Source organism: Amycolatopsis sp. NPDC098790, from assembly GCF_044759945.1.
Classification (GTDB): Bacteria; Actinomycetota; Actinomycetes; order Mycobacteriales; family Pseudonocardiaceae; genus Amycolatopsis.
Genome location: NZ_JBIWAI010000002.1, coordinates 774,683 through 791,476 on the forward strand (window position 1 = coordinate 774,683; position 16,794 = coordinate 791,476).

General features: G+C 73.2%; 15 protein-coding genes and 1 pseudogene. 13 read left to right on the forward strand and 3 right to left on the reverse strand.

The annotated features are described in order from the left end of the window. Position 1 precedes the first annotated feature (1 nt). Complete coding sequence (locus ACIQWX_RS17235; protein ID WP_400871331.1) at positions 2 to 1,189, forward strand: MFS transporter; 1,188 nt, start codon at positions 2 to 4, stop codon at positions 1,187 to 1,189. Here the strand turns inward: ACIQWX_RS17235 and ACIQWX_RS17240 are convergent. The 3 genes from ACIQWX_RS17240 to ACIQWX_RS17250 all read right to left on the reverse strand — a co-directional run bounded on the left by ACIQWX_RS17240 (position 1,174) and on the right by ACIQWX_RS17250 (position 3,204). Beyond that, positions 1,174 to 2,481, reverse strand: coding sequence for a jacalin-like lectin (locus tag ACIQWX_RS17240; RefSeq protein ID WP_400875795.1), 1,308 nt, complete (start codon positions 2,479 to 2,481; stop codon positions 1,174 to 1,176). The genes ACIQWX_RS17235 and ACIQWX_RS17240 overlap by 16 nt on opposite strands. Positions 2,482 to 2,584: 103 nt before the next feature. Next, positions 2,585 to 2,785: a hypothetical protein gene (locus tag ACIQWX_RS17245; protein WP_400871334.1), complete on the reverse strand. Its 201-nt coding sequence runs from the start codon at positions 2,783 to 2,785 to the stop codon at positions 2,585 to 2,587. Next, the gene (locus ACIQWX_RS17250) at positions 2,782 to 3,204 is read right to left on the reverse strand and encodes a DUF6010 family protein (protein ID WP_400871336.1); all 423 of its coding nucleotides are present in this window, start codon (positions 3,202 to 3,204) and stop codon (positions 2,782 to 2,784) included. Before ACIQWX_RS17250 ends, ACIQWX_RS17245 begins: the two co-directional genes overlap by 4 nt. 126 nt (positions 3,205 to 3,330) lie before the next feature. On the opposite strand from ACIQWX_RS17250, the gene ACIQWX_RS17255 reads away from it, so the two are divergent. From ACIQWX_RS17255 to ACIQWX_RS17310, 12 genes and pseudogenes are all read left to right on the forward strand, one after another. Further along, entirely contained in the window at positions 3,331 to 3,969 is a 639-nt protein-coding gene (locus ACIQWX_RS17255; RefSeq protein ID WP_400871339.1) for a TetR/AcrR family transcriptional regulator, read from the forward strand. A 288-nt stretch (positions 3,970 to 4,257) separates the two neighbouring features. Beyond that, positions 4,258 to 5,733: pseudogene (locus tag ACIQWX_RS17260) on the forward strand (amidohydrolase family protein); the annotation flags it as partial. Further along, on the forward strand, positions 5,730 to 6,851 hold the full coding sequence (locus ACIQWX_RS17265) for a M20 family metallopeptidase (RefSeq protein ID WP_400871342.1): 1,122 nt from the start codon (positions 5,730 to 5,732) through the stop codon (positions 6,849 to 6,851). The pseudogene ACIQWX_RS17260 and the gene ACIQWX_RS17265, both read left to right, overlap by 4 nt. A gap of 32 nt (positions 6,852 to 6,883) precedes the next feature. Beyond that, positions 6,884 to 7,768, forward strand: a complete 885-nt coding sequence (locus ACIQWX_RS17270; protein ID WP_400871344.1) for a GNAT family N-acetyltransferase — start codon at positions 6,884 to 6,886, stop codon at positions 7,766 to 7,768. After that, positions 7,765 to 8,871 carry an o-succinylbenzoate synthase gene (gene menC / locus ACIQWX_RS17275; protein WP_400871346.1) on the forward strand — a complete coding sequence of 369 codons (1,107 nt, stop codon included), beginning with the start codon at positions 7,765 to 7,767 and terminating at the stop codon, positions 8,869 to 8,871. The genes ACIQWX_RS17270 and menC overlap by 4 nt, the downstream gene beginning before the upstream one ends. Further along, the gene (locus ACIQWX_RS17280; protein ID WP_400871348.1) at positions 8,868 to 9,020 is read left to right on the forward strand and encodes a hypothetical protein; all 153 of its coding nucleotides are present in this window, start codon (positions 8,868 to 8,870) and stop codon (positions 9,018 to 9,020) included. The genes menC and ACIQWX_RS17280 overlap by 4 nt, the downstream gene beginning before the upstream one ends. A 118-nt stretch (positions 9,021 to 9,138) precedes the next feature. After that, positions 9,139 to 10,518: a serine hydrolase domain-containing protein gene (locus tag ACIQWX_RS17285; protein WP_400871350.1), complete on the forward strand. Its 1,380-nt coding sequence runs from the start codon at positions 9,139 to 9,141 to the stop codon at positions 10,516 to 10,518. Further along, positions 10,515 to 11,405, forward strand: coding sequence for a serine hydrolase (locus ACIQWX_RS17290; protein WP_400871353.1), 891 nt, complete (start codon positions 10,515 to 10,517; stop codon positions 11,403 to 11,405). The genes ACIQWX_RS17285 and ACIQWX_RS17290 overlap by 4 nt, the downstream gene beginning before the upstream one ends. Then, positions 11,402 to 12,991, forward strand: coding sequence for an ABC transporter substrate-binding protein (locus tag ACIQWX_RS17295; protein WP_400871356.1), 1,590 nt, complete (start codon positions 11,402 to 11,404; stop codon positions 12,989 to 12,991). Before ACIQWX_RS17290 ends, ACIQWX_RS17295 begins: the two co-directional genes overlap by 4 nt. Continuing rightward, the gene (locus ACIQWX_RS17300; RefSeq protein ID WP_400871359.1) at positions 12,988 to 13,968 is read left to right on the forward strand and encodes an ABC transporter permease; all 981 of its coding nucleotides are present in this window, start codon (positions 12,988 to 12,990) and stop codon (positions 13,966 to 13,968) included. Before ACIQWX_RS17295 ends, ACIQWX_RS17300 begins: the two co-directional genes overlap by 4 nt. Further along, positions 13,968 to 15,857, forward strand: coding sequence for a dipeptide/oligopeptide/nickel ABC transporter permease/ATP-binding protein (locus ACIQWX_RS17305; protein WP_400871363.1), 1,890 nt, complete (start codon positions 13,968 to 13,970; stop codon positions 15,855 to 15,857). Before ACIQWX_RS17300 ends, ACIQWX_RS17305 begins: the two co-directional genes overlap by 1 nt. After that, positions 15,854 to 16,783: an ABC transporter ATP-binding protein gene (locus tag ACIQWX_RS17310; protein WP_400871366.1), complete on the forward strand. Its 930-nt coding sequence runs from the start codon at positions 15,854 to 15,856 to the stop codon at positions 16,781 to 16,783. The genes ACIQWX_RS17305 and ACIQWX_RS17310 overlap by 4 nt, the downstream gene beginning before the upstream one ends. Positions 16,784 to 16,794 lie beyond the last annotated feature (11 nt).

Here is a 16,794-nt window from a genome sequence, read left to right on the forward strand (position 1 = left end):
CATGACCTTGCCCCAGGCGTTCCGGCGGCTCTGGTGGGCCACCGGCATCGACAACCTCGGCACCGGCGCGTTCACCGCGGCGGTACCGCTGCTGACCGTCACGGTGACCCGCGACCCGAGGCTCGTGTCGCTCGTCTCGGCCGCGGCCTACCTGCCGTGGCTGCTGCTGTCCCTGCCCGCCGGGGCGCTGGCCGACCGCCACGACCGGGCCGGCCTGATGTGGCGCGCGCAGGCGGCGCAGGCCGCGCTGGTCGCCGTGACCGCGGTGCTGGCCGCGTGCGGCGCGGCCGGGGTTCCGGTCCTCGTCGTCACGGCGTTCGGGCTCGGCGCGGGGGAAGTCGTCTTCACGATGGCGGCCCAGGCGATCCTGCCGGACCTGGTCACGCCGGCGCTGCTGCCGCGCGCCAACGGCCGTCAGCAAGCGGTCACCACGATCACCGAACAGTTCGCCGGCCCGCCGCTGGGCAGCCTGCTGTTCGGCGTCGCGGCGGTGCTGCCGTTCGCGCTCGACGCCGTCTCCTTCGCGCTGTCCGCTGTGCTGGTGGCGACGCTGCCCCGCCGCGTTCGCGGGGACCGGACGCGCTCCGCCGTCCGGGACGGGCTGTCGTGGCTCTGGCGGCACCGGCTCCTGCGCACACTGGCGATCCTGGTGGGTGTCAACACCTTCTGCGGCCAGCTCGCCGCCGCGACGCTGGTCCTGCTCGCCACCCAGGTCGTGCACCTCGACGCCCGCGGCTACGGCGTGCTGCTCGCCGGGGCGGCGCTCGGCAGCGTCCTCGGCGGCCTGGTCAACGCGCGGATCGTGGCGCGGATCGGGGCCCGGGCGGCGTTGCTCGTGTCGCTGGCGGCCAACATCGGCGCGTTCGCGGGCATCGGCCTGAGCCGGGACGCGGTCGTGCTCGGCGGTTTCCTCGCGGTGAACGGCTTCGTGACGACGTTGTGGAACATCGTCACCGTCGGCCTGCGGCAGGAGCTGGTGCCGGCCGGGTTGCTGGGCCGGGTGACGAGCGCGTACCGGCTGCTCGCGTGGGGCCTGATCCCGGTGGGCACCCTGGCCGGCGGGCTGGTGGCCCACGGGCTGGGCCTGCGGGCGCCGTACCTCGTGGCGGCCGTCGTGCGCGGGATTGCCTTGGTGGCCGCGCTGCCCGTCCTGATCGGTCCTTTGTGGACCGGTCAGCGCCGCGTGTAGATCAGGCCCAGCTGGTCGACCTCGGCACCCGCGCGGCCGTGGAAGCCCGCGATCTGCCACCCGTCCGGCGCGGTCGCCGTGGTGCAGTCCGACGTCCTCGTGCCGCCGGCGAGCGTGCCGCCCCGGTTCGTCGTGAAGCGGGCGGAAAAGATCCGGGTGTGCCCGTTGTACGTGCCGCGGCACAGCTCGGCGGACACCGCGTACTCGCCGTCGGCCAGCGGGTAGGTCCGCGGGGTGCCGCCGGTTCCGCCGTGGGTGAAGGAGCTGCCGTCGGCCAGCGTCAAGCCGATCCGGTCGACCCGGCTGCCCGCGCTCAGGGTCAGCGACGCGGCGCGGGCGGCCGGTGGGACGTGGTCCAGGTCGGTGAACGGCGTACCGTGCGGGCCGCCGAAGCGGTCGCTCAGCCGGAACGCGGGGTCGGCCGACCAGCCGAACCGCACGGTCACCGGATCGTGGTCGGACAGCATCGCGCCCGAGGCGTCGAGGAACGCGTTGTGCTCGTTGCGGTAGTCCGTCGCGTCCAGGGAGATCTGCTTGCTGCCGCGGTAGAGCACCTTGTCGACGACCTCGCAGGCGTCGGTGACCGCGTTTTGGTCGCACACCAGGGGGTCACTGCCCGCCGCGGGCGGGACGCCGCCGCGTTCGAGCCGGACCCACGCGTCCGTCAGGCCGTTGTCGGCGGCGAACGCCCGGATCGTGTCGGCGGCGCGGGTGTAGCGCGTGTTGGTGTCGCCCATGACGACGACCGCGTTGCCCGCCGAATGCGTGGCGATGTAGGCCGTCAGCTGCTTCAGGTTCGCCGCGCGGGACGCCAGGTCGCCGTCGCTCGTGCCCGCGTTCGCGTGAATGTTGTAGGCGTCGACGTAGACGCCCTCGGCGAGCCGCAGCCGCGTGAACGTGAAGCCTTTCGGTGTCAGGCAGTCGCCGGAGTCGAACTGGCACGACTCCCAGCGGACGCGCTCCAGCTCGTCGAACGGCACGGACGACAGGCTGTTCAGCCCGCTCCCGAACCCGGCGCCGCCACTCGTCGGCGTGCGGTACGGGTGGGCGTCGGCCGCGTAGAGGTTGGCGTGGTAGTTGAAGTCCTCCTGGACGTGCACCACGTCGTACGGGCCGAGGCGCTGCCCGATCGCCGTCGTGCTCGGCGCGCGCGGGGTGGGCGCGCTGGAGATGCCTTCGGGCAGCCCGGCGATGTTGTAGGTGAGCACGCCGAACGTGCCGCCGTCGGCGGGGAGGGTGGTGGCGGCGAGCCCGGACGCGGCCAGCAGGGCCGTCGCGAAGGCGGTGAACACTCTGCGCAAGGCGGTGTTCCTTCCGTGGCGGGGAAGCGGGAACAGCCGGCAGGATTGTGAAGGTTTCTCACGTTAGCCGGTTGTTCGCGCTCACACAACCGCCTCAGCCGCCGTGGTGCCCGCACGCGTAGACCGACGCCGACGCCAGCCGGACGCACGCCGGGCAGGTGTTCACCGGCCGGTCGCGGCGCCCGTAGTACGGGTGGCGGGCACCGCACAGCGCGGTCAGCACCTCGCCCGGTTGCGGGTCGGGGTGACACCGCGGGCAGAAGGCGTGCGCGGCGCGTTCGACGTCGGTGCTCATGCCCCCTCGGGTACCCGCGGCTCCGGCGCGCCAACCCGCCGGAGCCGGGACCACACCGACCGGCCGCCGGTGAAGCACCAGATCGCGATGACCGGGTCGCAGAAGGCGCAGCCGAACGACGAGTCGTGCGCGAACGGCAGGATCGGCTGGCCCTTGAGGTGGTGGACGACGTCCCAGGCGGTGTGCAGCAGCCAGCCGACGCCGATGAACGTCCAGGAGTCGAGCCCGCGGAAGGCGACGTAGGTCATGACCGCGCAGAACACCAGCTCCCACGGCCCGAGCGCGCCGCCGGAGAGGTAGGCCGCGCCGGCGCCGCCGACCACGACGGCGTTGAACTTCCGCCGGTGCGGCTCGGCGATGAGGGAGCTGAGCCCGACGTAGAGGAGGCCGATCAGGATCGGCGCGAGCACTGCGATCATGGTCGACCACGCTAGGAACGCGGCACCCGGACGGCCAGTGGCTGTTCTGCCACGCTCCGCCGATTTCTCGCCAGCGCGGGTGGCTCCGTAAGGTGGGGGCACAGTGGACGATCAGGTGGTTTCGAAATGAACGTGAAGGCGGCCCGCGCGAGTGCGACGCGGGAAAGCATCCTCGTGACGGCGGAGCGGCTGTTCGCCGAGCACGGGGTGCAGGTGGTGTCCAACCGGCACATCAGCGAGGCCGCCGGACAGGGCAACAACGCCGCGGTCAACTACCACTTCGGCACGAAGGTCGACCTCGTGCGGGCGATCGTCCGCCGGCACGCGGAGCGCATGGAGCGGCTGCGCGCGGAGCTGGTCGAAGAGATCGAGGGCGACGGCGACCTGCGTGACTGGGTGGCCTGCCTGGTCCGCCCGAGCACGACGTACCTGCGCGAGCTGGGCGCCCCGACGTGGTTCGCCCGGTTCAGCGCCCAGGTGATGACGGACCCGGCGCTGCGGGAGATCATCGCCGAGGAGTCGCTGTCGTCCCCGGCACTGGCCCGCGCGGTGGAGGGGCTGAACCGCTGCCTGGACGGCCTGCCCCCGGACGTCCGCGCGGAGCGCGGCGACATGGCCCGCCAGCTGATGATCCACATGGTGGCCGAGCGAGAGCGGGCATTGGCGGAGGGCACGCCGACCCCGCGAGCGACGTGGGACGACGCGGGAACGGGGTTGATCGACGCAATCACGGGCCTGCTCCTGGCCCCGGTGACCCCGGCCTGACCGAAGCGCATTGGGGCGCGTTCGTCCGCGCGGCTGGACTCCGCCGAACTCGGCCAGGGTTCCGGCGAAGTCGCCCGGCTCACCCGCCCCGGCGCCGCGGCCGAACGTCTTGAATGAGTCATTCAGGACCTCCGGCGTCCTGAATGACTCATTCAGGACCACTGAGCCCGTCCAGGCTGGTGACCGGGCCGGTCCGCGCGCCGCGGGTTCGTCCGCGCGGATCAACCGCGCCGTCGGGATTCGTCGGCGCGGACGAACGGTCCTGCCCGGAATCCTCCTAACGTCACCCCGATGCGGACACTCTTGCGGGGCGGCCGGGTCGTGGACCCCGGCAGCGGCTTCGACGGCATCGCCGACGTCCTCCTGAACGACGACCACGTCGAAGCCGTCGGCCCCGGCCTCCGAGCGCCGGAGGCGACCGAAGTCGACGTCGCCGGGCTCGTCGTCGGGCCCGGGTTCGTCGACCTGCACAGCCACGTCCACTCCGTCGCCGGGCAGCGGCTGCAGGCCATGGACGGCGTCACCACCGCCCTCGACCTCGAAGCCGGGCTCATGCCCATCGAGCGGGCCTACGCCGAAGCCGCGAAAGCCGGCCGTCCGCTGCACTACGGCTTCTCGGCCTCCTGGGGCGCCGCCCGGGCGCAGGTCCTCGCGAACATCGCGCCCGACGCGAGCATCGACAGCGGGCTCGCCGTCCTCGGGAACCCGCAGTGGCAACGGAGTTCGTCGAAGAAGGAACTCGCCGCGTGGCTCGCCCTCCTCGAAGGCGAACTCGCGCAAGGCGCCCTCGGCATCGGCATCCTCATGGGTTACGCGCCCGCCACCGAGCCCGGTGAGTTCCTGGCCGTCGCGCGCCTCGCCGCGAAGGCCGGCGTGCCGACCTACACCCACGTCCGCGAACTGGTCGAGGTCGACCCGCACATCCCGGTCGACGGCTCCGTGGAGATCGTCGCCGCCGCGGGGGAGACCGGGGCCGCGATGCACCACTGCCACGTCAACAGCACCTCCGGCCACCACATCGACCGCGTGCTCGCCACCCTCGAGACCGCCCGCGGCGAAGGCTCGCGCGTCACCGTCGAGGCATACCCCTACGGCGCGGGCAGCACGGCCGTCGGTGCCGCCTTCATCGAGCCGGACCGCCTGCGGCTCAAGGGGTTGAAGCCGTCGAGCGTCGTCATCCTCGAAACGGGGGAGCGGGTCCGCGACGAAGCCCGCCTGCGCCAGCTGCGAAAAGAAGACCCGGGTGCGCCCTGCCTCCTGGAGTTCCTCGACGAGGCCGACCCCCGCGACCGCGGTCTGCTGCACCAGGCCCTCGCCTTCCCCGACGCCGTCGTCGCCAGCGACGCGATGCCCGTCTACTGGAGGGACGGCCGCACCGAGAGCACCGAGTGGCCGCTGCCCCCGGGCGGCACGACGCACCCGCGCACCGCGGGCACCTTCGCGAAGACCCTGCGCCTGATGGTCCGCGAAACCGGGGCGTGGAGCTGGCTCGAAGCGTTCCGCCGCTGCTCCTACCTGCCCTCACGGATCCTCGACGACGTCGCGCCCGCCGCCCGGAACAAGGGCCACCTCGGTACCGGAGCGGACGCCGACCTCGTGGTCCTCGACCCCGCCGCGATCACCGACACCGCCACCTACACCGACCCGACCCGACCGTCCACCGGCGTCCGGCACCTCTTCGTCGCCGGCGTCCCCGTGGTCAGCGACGGGAACCTGAACACGGACGCGCTGCCCGGTAAGCCCCTGCGAGGTGAGCCGCGGTGATCGACGACATCGAGACGCTCGTCCGCTGCGAGTCGCCGTCCGAGGACATCGAAGCCGTCGCCCGCAGCGCCGAAGCCGTCGCCGGGATCGGCCGGCGGCTGCTCGGCGTCGAGCCCGAACGGATCGTCACCGACGGCCGCACGCACCTGCGCTGGCGGTTCGGCGAAGGCGAGCCGCGGGTCCTGCTGCTCGGCCACCACGACACCGTGTGGCCGCTCGGTTCCCTGCGCACGCACCCCTTCGAAGTCCGCGACGGGATCCTGCGCGGACCCGGCTGCTTCGACATGAAGGCCGGGGTCGTGATGGCCCTGCACGCCGCCGCCGCGCTGCCCGACCGCGACGGCCTCTCGATCCTCGTCACCGGCGACGAAGAAATCGGCTCACCGTCGTCGCGCTCGCTCATCGAAGAAGAAGCCAAGAGCTGCGACGCGGTCTTCGTGCTCGAAGCATCGGCCGACGGCGGTGCGCTGAAGACCCGCCGCAAAGGCGTTTCCCTCTACCGCGTCGAGGTCGACGGCCGCGCCGCGCACGCCGGGCTCGAGCCGGAAAAGGGCGTCAACGCGGGGATCGAGGTCGCCCACCAGATCCTCGCGATCGCCGCGCTCGCCGACCCGGCGGCCGGCACCACCGTCGTCCCGACCGCGCTGACGGCCGGGACGACGACGAACACCGTGCCCGCCAAGGCGAGCGTCGCGGTCGACGTGCGGGTGTGGGACGCGGCCGAACAAGAACGCGTCGACCGGGCCATCAGAAGCCTCGAACCGGTGCACGAAGAGGCGCGGATCCACGTCGCCGGCGGCATCAACCGCGCGCCGCTGGACGCGCGAGCGTCGAGCGAGCTGTTCGTGCTGGCGAACGAACTCGCGGCCGGGACGCTCACCGAAGCCGCGGTCGGCGGCGCGTCCGACGGGAATTTCACGGCGGGACTGGGCATTCCGACCCTCGACGGCCTTGGCGCGGTCGGCGGCGGGGCCCACGCCGACGACGAACACGTCGTCGTCGCCGAACTGCCCCGCCGCGCCGCGCTGCTCAAAGCCCTCGCCGAAACCGTGCTGGCGCAACGGAGTTCGTCCGCGCCGACGAACGCGCGGGGCGAAACCGGTGCGGGACAACGGTGACCGGCCGCCGGTCTCCGGCGAGGATCGGAGACGTGACTGAAGTCGTGACGAACACAGCCCCGCCGCTGCGGGACGAGGCGGCCGCCGCGGCGACCGCCGCCGCCACGGCCTCGGGGGTCGAAGTCCGGACCCTGGCCGAGGTCGCCGACCTGACCGCCGTGACCCGGCTCTTCGAGTCGATCTGGCGCCCGGCACCGGGCAACCAGCCGGTGACGTCCGAGCTGCTGCGGGCCATGGTCTCGGCGGGTAACTACGTCGCCGGCGCCTTCGACGGGCCCGAACTGCTCGGCGCCTGCTTCGGGTTCTTCGGCGGCCCGGCGAAGGGGGGACTGCACAGCCACATCGCCGGCGTCGCCACCGCCGGGCACGGCCGCGGCATCGGCTTCGCGCTGAAGCTGCACCAGCGCGCGTGGGCGCTGCGCCAGGACGTCCCGGTGATCTCGTGGACGTTCGACCCGCTGGTGCGCCGCAACGCCCACTTCAACCTGACCAAGCTCGCCGCCCTCCCGGAGCAGTACCTGCCCGACTTCTACGGCCCGATGAACGACGGCATCAACGGCGCCGGCGACACCGACCGGATCATGGCCGTCTGGGACCTGGCCAGCCCGGCCGTGCGGTCGGCCGCCGAAGGCTCGCCCACGCCCTTCGACGCGACGGCGTTGAGAGCGCAGGGTGCCGCGGTCGCGCTGGCGGCGGACGCCGGCGGCGGCCCGGTCACCGGACCGGCCGACGCGCCGGTCGTGCTCGTCGCCGTGCCGCCGGACATCGAGGCGCTCCGGCGCACCGACCCCGGGCGGGGCCGCGCGTGGCGGGTGGCACTGCGGGAGGTGCTCGGCGGCCTGCTCGCCGGCGGCGCCTCCGTCATCGGATTCGATCGGGCCGGCTGGTACGTCGTCGCGAAGGAGCAGTCGTCGTGAAACTCACCGGGGTGGAACTGCTGCGCGTCCGGATGCCCCTCGTGGCACCGTTCCGGACGTCGTTCGGCACGCAGAACGAACGCGAGCTCCTGCTCCTGCGGGCGGTGACGTCCGAAGGCGAGGGCTGGGGCGAGTGCGGCGCGATGGTCGACCCGCTCTACTCGTCGGAGTACGTCGACGGCGTCGAGCACGTCCTGCGGACCTTCCTCGTGCCCGCGCTGCTGGCCGCCGACGACCTCACCGCGAACAAGGTCGCGCCCCTGCTGGCCAAGTTCAAAGGTCACCGGATGGCCAAGGGAGCGCTGGAGATGGCGGTGCTCGACGCCGAACTGCGCGCGCACGGCGTGTCCTTCGCGACGGCGCTGGGGTCCACAAAGGACTCGGTGCCGTGCGGGGTGTCGGTCGGCATCATGGAGACGATCCCGCACCTGCTGGACGTCGTCGGCGGCTACCTCGACGCCGGGTACGTGCGGATCAAGCTGAAGATCGAGCCGGGCTGGGACGTCGAGCCGGTGCGCGCGGTCCGCGAGCGCTTCGGCGACGACGTCCTGCTGCAGGTCGACGCGAACACCGCGTACACGCTCTCCGACGTGCCGCTGCTGCAGCGGCTCGACCCCTTCGAACTGCTGCTGATCGAGCAGCCCCTCGAAGAGGAGGACGTGCTCGGCCACGCCGAGCTCGCGAAGCACATCCGGACGCCGATCTGCCTGGACGAGTCGATCGTCTCCGCGCGCTCGGCCGCCGACGCGATCAAGCTCGGCGCCTGCCGGATCGTCAACATCAAGCCGAGCCGCGTCGGCGGGTACCTGGAGGCGCGGCGGGTGCACGACGTCTGCGCGGCGCACGGCGTCCCGGTGTGGTGCGGCGGGATGATCGAGACCGGCCTCGGCCGGGCGGCCAACGTCGCTCTCGCGTCATTGCCCGGGTTCACGCTGCCGGGCGACACCTCGGCGTCGGACCGGTTCTACACCAGCGACATCACCGAACCGTTCGTCCTCGAAGGCGGCCGGCTGCCGGTGCCGTCCGGGCCGGGCCTCGGCGTCACGCCGATCCCGGACCGGCTGGCCGCGGTGACCACCGCGAAGTCCTGGCTGACGTCGTGACCACAGTGGACGCGGTGGCCGCGCGGGTCCGGGAGTACGCGCTCAAGGCGGCGGTCGCCACGTCGAAGGTGCGGGTCCGCGTGGCGGTGGCGTACGCGGCGGTGCGGGCGGCGCCGTCCCGGCGGTTCCGGCCGCGCGACCCGCGGTGATTCGTCGTCCGCGATGAAAGTTCCGCCGGGTCTCGTCGGTTTCGACGAATCGGCCGCCCCGGTTCCCGCCCTAGCATCCCCGCAACGCCGGTTCCCCACCGTCGGACGAGAGGCAACCATGTCGAAACTCACCGAACTCGCCGCCTGGCTCGAGAGCCGGCTCCCCGCCGTCCTGGCCGAGCACGACGTGCCCGGCGCGGCCGTGGCCGTGTACGCCGGCGGCGAGATCATCGACCACGCGGCCGGGGTGCTCAACAAGGGCACCGGCGTCGAAGCCGACGCCGACTCGCTGTTCCAGATCGGGTCGATCACCAAGATCTGGACGACCACGCTGGCCCTGCAGCTCGCCGACGAGGGCCTGCTCGACCTCGACCAGCCGGTGCGCAAGTACCTGCCCGAGTTCACGATCGCCGACGAAGAAGCCGCCGCGAAGATCACGGTCCGGCAGCTCATGTGCCACACCTCCGGCTTCGAAGGCGACATCTTCACCGACACCGGCCGCGGCGCCGACTGCATCGAAAAGTACGTCGCCACCCTCGGCGACGTGCCGCAGCTGTTCGCGCCCGGCGAGATGTTCTCCTACAACAACGCCGCCTTCTGCGTGCTCGGCCGGGTCGTGGAAGTGCTGCGCGGCAAGTCCTACAACGACTGCCTGGCCGACCACCTGTTCGTCCCCTTGGGACTGACGCACGCCGCGGCCAGCCCGTACGAGGCGATCCGCTTCCGGGCCGCGCTCGGCCACCTCACGCCCGAGCCCGGCGCCGAGCCGCAGCCCGCCGGCGTCTGGGCGCTGGCCGCGTCCAACGCCCCGGCCGGCTCGATGCTCGCGATGCGCCCGCGCGACCTGGTGACGTTCGCCGGCATGCACCTGCGCGACGGCGAAGGCCCGGACGGCACCCGCGTCCTCAGCGCGGAAAGCGCCCGCGCCATGCGGGAACGCGTCGTGGAGCTGCCCGACCTCGGCCTGATGGGCGAGGCGTGGGGCCTCGGCTGGTCGCTGTCCGAAGGCGGCGCGGTGGTCGGCCACGACGGCGGCACGATCGGCCAGTCGGCCTTCCTGCGCCTCGCGCCCGAGCACGACGTCGCCGTGGCGCTGCTGACCAACGGCGGCAACCCGATCGCCGTCTACACCGAGGTCGTCGGCCACCTCCTGAAGGAGCTGACCGGCATCGAGCTCAAGGTGCCGCCGGTGCCCGACCCGGCCGCGCCGCGGATCGACGCCACGCGGTACGTCGGCGAGTACTCCTCGTCGGTCGCGGACATCACGGTCAGCCAGGACGACGACGGCCGCATCTGGGTCGAGCGCGTCCCGAAGGGGATCTTCGCCGAGCTGGCCAAGCCCGAGAAGACCGAGCTGGTCGCGATGAACGGCGACACGCTGATCCTGCGCGAGCCGATGCAGGGCATGTACCTCCCGCACGCCTTCGTCGGCGACGACGGCAGTGGCCGCGCGCTGTACCTGCACACCGGCCGCGCCGACCGGCGGGTGCGCGTATGAGCAAGGTCGAAACGAGGATCGCCGACGCCTTCCTGGCGGCCGGGGCGAAGGGTTTCCTGCACGCGCGGGAGATCGGCGGCGAGGCGGAGGTGGCGGTCGGGGCCGACGACCCGGTGGTGCTCGCGTCGGTGTTCAAGATCCCGGTCGCCGTCGCCTACGCCCGCGAGGTCGCCGCGGGCCGGCTCGACGAGACCGAGCGCACCCGCGTCGGCAAGCGCTACCGCATCGGCGGGATCGGCACCGCGGGCTGCGCCGACGACGTCGAGATGACCTGGCGCGACCTCGCGCTGTTCATGCTGACCATGAGCGACAACGCGGCCACCGACGTGATCTACCACCGCGTCGGCCGGGAAGCCGTCGACCGCGTCCTCACCGACCTGGGCCTGCACCGCACGCGGCTGATCGGCTGCTGCGAGGACCTGTTCGCCTCCGTGCTGGCGGACCTCGGAGCGGGCGAGGACGCCGACCTCGACGCCGTGTTCGCCGGGGCGACGCCTGAACAGACGTGGAAGCTCGCGGTGCTCGACCCGGACCGCACGACGGCGTCGACGCCCCGGGAAGTCACCACGCTGCTCGAAGCGATCTGGACCGACCGCGCCGGCGACCCGGCCGCGTGCGAGCGCGTCCGCACGATCATGGCCCAGCAGATCTGGCCGCACCGGATCTCCTCCGGCTTCGGCTCCGACGTACGGATCGCGGCCAAGACCGGGACGCTCCCGGCGGTCCGCAACGAAGCCGGCGTCCTGTCCTACCCCGACGGCCGCCGGTTCGCCGTCGCCGTCTTCACCCGCGCGGACTCCCTCGCCGAACGGCAGCCCGCCGTCGACGCCGCGATCGGCAAGGCCGCCCGCCTCGCCGTGGACCACCTCCGGAAGGAAACGCCATGACCAGGACTCGGACGGCGGGGGTCGTGCTCGGCGTGCTCGCGCTCACCGCGACCGCCTGCGGGGGATCGGGCGGCGGCGCCGCGGCCGGGGACGGCACGCCCGTCGACGGCAAGACGTTCGGCCTCGGCGTCGGCTCCGACCCCGGCAGCCTCGACCCGCACATGACGGTGCTGTCGGTGGCCATCCAGGTCGACCGGTTCCTCTACGACACGCTGCTGAACATCGACGACAGCGGCAAGCCGGTCGCCGGGCTGGCCGCGAAGTGGGAGGCGTCGACGACGACCGCGTCCTTCACCCTGCGCCAGGGCCTCACCTGCGCCGACGGCAGCCCGCTGACCGCCGCCGACGTCGCGGCCAACATCAACTTCATCGGCGACCCGGCGAACAAGTCGCCCATCGCCGGCCTGTACATCGCCCCGGGCACCAAGGCGACCGCGGACGCGGCCGGCACGATCAGCGTCACCAGCGGGAAGCCGGACGCGTTCCTCGCCCGCAACGTCGGCGGGGTGCCGATCGCCTGCGCCAAGGGGCTCGCGGACCGCAAGCTGCTCGCCAAGGGCGAGGCCGGCACCGGGATGTTCACCGTCAGCGAGGCCGTGCCCAACGACCACTACACGTTCACCCGCCGCAAGGACTACACGTGGGGCCCCGGCGACTGGAAGGCCGAAACCGGTTTGCCGGACAAGGTCGTCGTGCGGGTCATCCCGAACACCACGACCGCGACCAACCTGCTGCTGTCCGGCGAGCTGAACGCGGCCCAGATCAACGGGCCGGACCGGCAGCGGCTGGAGGCGCGCAAGCTCTTCCACACCGACTTCACCGCCCCGATGGGCGAGGTGTTCTACAACCAGGCGACCGGGCGCCCCGGGCAGGACGAAGCCGTCCGCCGCGCGCTGACCCAGGCCCTCGACCTGCCGCAGCTCGGCAAGGTGCTGACCGCCGGCGCCGGCCGGCCGTCGAAGGGCATGATCACGAACGAGCCCGAGGTGTGCCCCGGCGACACGGTCACCGGGAACCTGCCGGCCCACGACCCGGCCGCGGCAGCGTCCGCCTTGGACGCGGCCGGCTGGACCAAGGGCGCCGACGGCGTCCGCGCCAAGGACGGCAAGAAGCTTTCCCTCACCGTTCTCTACGGCACCCAGCTCGGCCCGACGATGGCGCCGACCGCGGAGCTGGTCCAGCAGACGTGGAAGTCGCTCGGCGCCGACGTGACGCTCAAGGCCGTCGACAGCCCCGGCCTCAGCCAGGTCCTCTTCGGCACCGGCGAGTGGGAGGTCTCCCTCGGCCCGGTCGGGTTCTCGCTGCCGAGCCAGCTGGTGCCGTTCGTCTCCGGCCCGGCCGCGCCCGACGGGACGAACTTCGCCCACATCAGCAACCCCGGCTACGACCAGGGGGCGCAGCAGGCGGCCACCAAGCCCGGCGACGCCAGCTGCGCGGACTGGAACGCGGCGGAGACCGCGCTGATCAAGCGGGTGGACGCGGTGCCGTACTTCGACTCCGTCGTCCCGTTCTACGCCAGCGGCGCGAAGTTCGCCCTCAGCCAGGGCAGCCTGACGCCGACCTCGATCCGGATGTTCGCGAAATGACCACGGCGGCGGCGCCCGCCGGCCTGCGGGGCAACCCGTGGCCGGCGTTCGCCGCGCGGCGGCTGGCCCGGTTCGCCGTCTCGCTGTGGGCGCTGCTCACCGCGGCGTTCCTGATGATCCACCTGGTCCCCGGTGATCCGGTGCGCGCCTCGCTCGGCCTGACCGCGTCCGCCGACCTGGTGGCCGCGAAACGCGCCGAGCTGGGCCTGGACGACCCGCTGTGGGTGCAGTACGGGCACTACGTGCGCGGTCTGGTCACCGGCGACTTCGGGACGTCGATGGCCAGCGGCCAGCCGGTGGCGCAGGTGATCGGCGACCGGCTGCCTTCGACACTGCAGCTGGCTGTGCTCGCCTTCGCGGTCGTGGTGGTCGTCGCGGTCCCGCTGGGTGTCTGCTTCGCGGTGCTCACGCGCGGCGGCCGCCGCCGGGGCGCGGAACTGGGCTTCACGTCGGTCAGCGTGCTCGTCGCCGCCATTCCCGAGTTCCTGATCGGGGTCGGGCTGGTGGCGCTGCTCGCCGTCGGCCTCGGCTGGTTCCCGGTGGCCGGCGCCGACGACGCGAGCGCGTACGTGCTGCCGGTCGCGGCCCTGGCGCTCGGGCCGGCGGCGGTGCTGGCCCGGATCATCCGGGTCGAGCTGCTTTCGGTGCTGGGCGCCGACTTCGTCCGCACCGCGCGGGCGAAACGGCTGCCCGCGCGGCTGGTCTACGCCCGGCATGCGCTGCCGAACGCGCTCACCGCGACCCTCACCCTCGGCGGGCTGATGCTGACTTCGATGGTGGCGGGCACGGTGCTGGTGGAGAACGTGTTCGCCTGGCCCGGGCTCGGCTCGACGATCGTGCAGTCGATCGTGACGAAGGACTACCCGCTGGTGCAGGGGATCGTGCTCGTCTACGGCGTCGGCGTGCTGCTGGTCAACCTGCTGGTCGACGTCGTGCTCGGGCTGCTCGACCCCCGCTCGGCGATTCGGGAGGCCTGATGACGGCGCGACGACGAGGAGCGGCGTGGACGGCGGCGCTGCGCACGCCGGTGGGCGCGTGCTCGGCCGTGCTGCTGGCGGTGGTGGTCGTGCTCGCGGTGGTCGCCCCGCTCGTGTGGGGCGACGGCGCCGCGGCGATCGACACCGACGCGATCGGCCAGGGCCCGTCGGGCGCGCACCCGTTCGGCACCGACTCCCTCGGCCGCGACCTGTTGCTCCGCACGTTGGTCGCGACCCGGCTGTCGATCGGGCTCGCGGTCCTCGCGACCGCGATCGGCGTCGGCGTCGGGGTCGTGCTCGGGACGCTGCCGTCGGTCCTGCCGCGGTGGGCGGGCCGGCTGCTCACCGCGGCCGTCGACATCGCGGTCGCGTTCCCCGGGCTGCTGCTGGCGCTGTTCTTCGCGGTGATCTTCGGCGTCGGCACCCAGGGCGCGGTGCTGGCGATCGCGTTCGCGATGGCGCCCGCGTTCGCCCGGCTCGTGCAGACGCTGTCGGCGTCGGTGAGCGGGCGCGACTTCATCGCCGCGGCCCGGGTCTCCGGCGTCGGCCGGGTCCGCCTGCTGGCCCGGCACGTGCTGCCCAACATCGGCGAACCCCTCGTCGTCAACGCGACGATCGGGGCCGGCTCGTCGCTGCTCGCGTTCGCCGGGCTGTCGTTCCTCGGGATCGGCGTGCAGGCCCCGGACTACGACTGGGGCCGGCTCCTGCGCGAAGGGCTGGACGGCATCTACGTCAGCCCGGTGGCCGCGCTCGCGCCCGCCGCGGCGGTGGTGCTCGCCGGCCTGGCGTTCAACCTCGTCGGCGAGACGGTGGCCGCGGTGGTCGGGGTCCGCACGCGCGCGTCGCGGCGGTCCGCCGGGCCGCTGCCTGCCGCGACCCCGGCGTCGGCCGCCGAGCCCGCGGCCGACGCGGTGCTCGTCGTCGAGAACCTCCGGGTCGCGTTCCCGGGCCCGAACGGGTGGACCGTGCCGGTGCGCGGCGTGAGCTTCAGCGTCCGCCCGGGCGAGGCGATCGGCGTGGTCGGCGAATCGGGCTCGGGCAAGAGCCTGACCGCACTGGCGGTGTCACGCCTGATCGAAGCGCCCGGCGTCGTCACCGCGGACCGGCTGGAGTTCGACGGCAAGCCCGTGGACAAGGCGCCGGACCGGGAGCTCGGCACGGCGCTCGCCATGGTGTTCCAGGACCCGATGACGTCGTTCAACCCGGCCCGCCGGGTCGGGCGGCAGCTCGCCGAGGTGTCCGAACAGCACCACGGCCTGTCGCGGCGCGCGGCGTTCGCCCGCGCGGTCGACCGGCTGGCCGCGGTGCGCGTCCCGGCCGCGGCCCGGCGCGCCCGGCAGTACCCGCACGAGTTCTCCGGCGGCATGCGGCAGCGGGCGATGATCGGGATGGGCCTGATGGGGCAGCCGAAGCTCGTCATCGCCGACGAGCCGACCACCGCCCTCGACGTCACCGTGCAACGGCAGGTCCTGCGCCTGCTGGCCCGCACCCGCGAAGCCGAAGGCGCGGCGATCCTGCTCATCAGCCACGACATCGCCGTCGTTTCCCAGACGTGCGAACGGATGCTGGTGATGTACGCCGGCCGCGTGGTCGAGGACCTGCCGACCGGCAGCCCGGCCCAGCACCCGTACACGCGGGCGCTGCTGGCCACGACGGTCGACCTCGACACCGACCGCGACGAGCCACTGGCCGTGATCCCCGGCCGCCCGCCGGAACCGGACCAGGTACCGGAAGGCTGCGCGTTCGCCGCCCGGTGCCCGCTGGCGACCGAGCGCTGCCGGGACGAGGACCCGGCACTGGAAGCGACCGCCGACGGCCACCGGGTCGCCTGCTGGCACCCGCAGGTGAGTGTCCTTTCCGGACAGTCGCACGAGGAGGGAGCCGCGTGAGCGCACTGGAGTTCGACGCCGTCAGTGTCCGGTACGGCAAGCTGACCGCCGTCGACGGCGTGAACCTGACCGTTCCTTCCGGACAGGTCGTGGGCCTGGTCGGCGAGTCCGGTTCGGGCAAGTCCACGCTCGCCAAAGCCGCGGTCGGGCTCGCGCCGGTGGGCAGGGGCCGGGTGCTGCTCGACGGCGTCGATGTACGGCGGCTGCCTCGGCGCCGTCCGCTGCAGATGGTGTTCCAGGACCCGTATTCGTCGCTGGACCCGCGGATGGCGATCGGCGAGTCGATCACCGAGGCCATGCCCCGCGGCACGTCCCGCGGCGCCCGCCGAGCCGAGGTGGCCCGGCTGCTCGAACTGGTCCACCTCGATCCGGACCGCGCCGGGATGCTGCCCGGGCAGCTGTCGGGCGGACAACGCCAGCGCGTCGCGCTCGCCCGGGCGCTGGCCGGGCAGCCGAAGGTCCTGATCGCCGACGAGATCACCTCGGCGCTCGACGTCTCGGTGCAGGGCGCGGTGCTCAACCTCGTCCGCGACGTCCAGCGGCGGCTCGCGCTGTCGATGCTGTTCATCTCGCACAACCTCGCCGTGGTGCGGTACGTCAGCGACGTCGTCGCCGTGATGTACCTCGGGCGGATCGTCGAGGCCGGGCCGGCCGAGCAGGTGCTCACCGACCCGCAGCACCCGTACACGCGGGACCTGCTCGCCTCGGCGCCGTCCGCGCACCGCAACCTGCTCGCCGACACCGACGACCCGCTCGCCGACACCGAACCCGCCGACCCGCACCACCCGCCGGCCGGCTGCCGCTACCACCCGCGCTGCCCGATCGGCCCGCTCGTGCACACCGACCGCACGCTCTGCACCGAGGCCGATCCGGCCGACGACGCCGCCCACCGGCCGCACCGCGCGGCCTGCCACTTCGCCGCGTGAACCCGTTTCCC

What these genes read in the sequence shown, in the direction of transcription:
- ACIQWX_RS17295 (WP_400871356.1), top strand. Translation starts at nt 11,402, where the DNA reads ATGACCAGGACTCGGACGGCGGGGGTCGTGCTCGGCGTGCTCGCGCTC.
- ACIQWX_RS17235 (WP_400871331.1), top strand. Translation starts at nt 2, where the DNA reads ATGACCTTGCCCCAGGCGTTCCGGCGGCTCTGGTGGGCCACCGGCATC.
- ACIQWX_RS17300 (WP_400871359.1), top strand. Translation starts at nt 12,988, where the DNA reads ATGACCACGGCGGCGGCGCCCGCCGGCCTGCGGGGCAACCCGTGGCCG.
- ACIQWX_RS17255 (WP_400871339.1), top strand. Translation starts at nt 3,331, where the DNA reads ATGAACGTGAAGGCGGCCCGCGCGAGTGCGACGCGGGAAAGCATCCTC.
- ACIQWX_RS17285 (WP_400871350.1), top strand. Translation starts at nt 9,139, where the DNA reads ATGTCGAAACTCACCGAACTCGCCGCCTGGCTCGAGAGCCGGCTCCCC.
- ACIQWX_RS17305 (WP_400871363.1), top strand. Translation starts at nt 13,968, where the DNA reads ATGACGGCGCGACGACGAGGAGCGGCGTGGACGGCGGCGCTGCGCACG.
- ACIQWX_RS17290 (WP_400871353.1), top strand. Translation starts at nt 10,515, where the DNA reads ATGAGCAAGGTCGAAACGAGGATCGCCGACGCCTTCCTGGCGGCCGGG.
- ACIQWX_RS17245 (WP_400871334.1), bottom strand. Translation starts at nt 2,785, where the DNA reads ATGAGCACCGACGTCGAACGCGCCGCGCACGCCTTCTGCCCGCGGTGT.
- ACIQWX_RS17250 (WP_400871336.1), bottom strand. Translation starts at nt 3,204, where the DNA reads ATGATCGCAGTGCTCGCGCCGATCCTGATCGGCCTCCTCTACGTCGGG.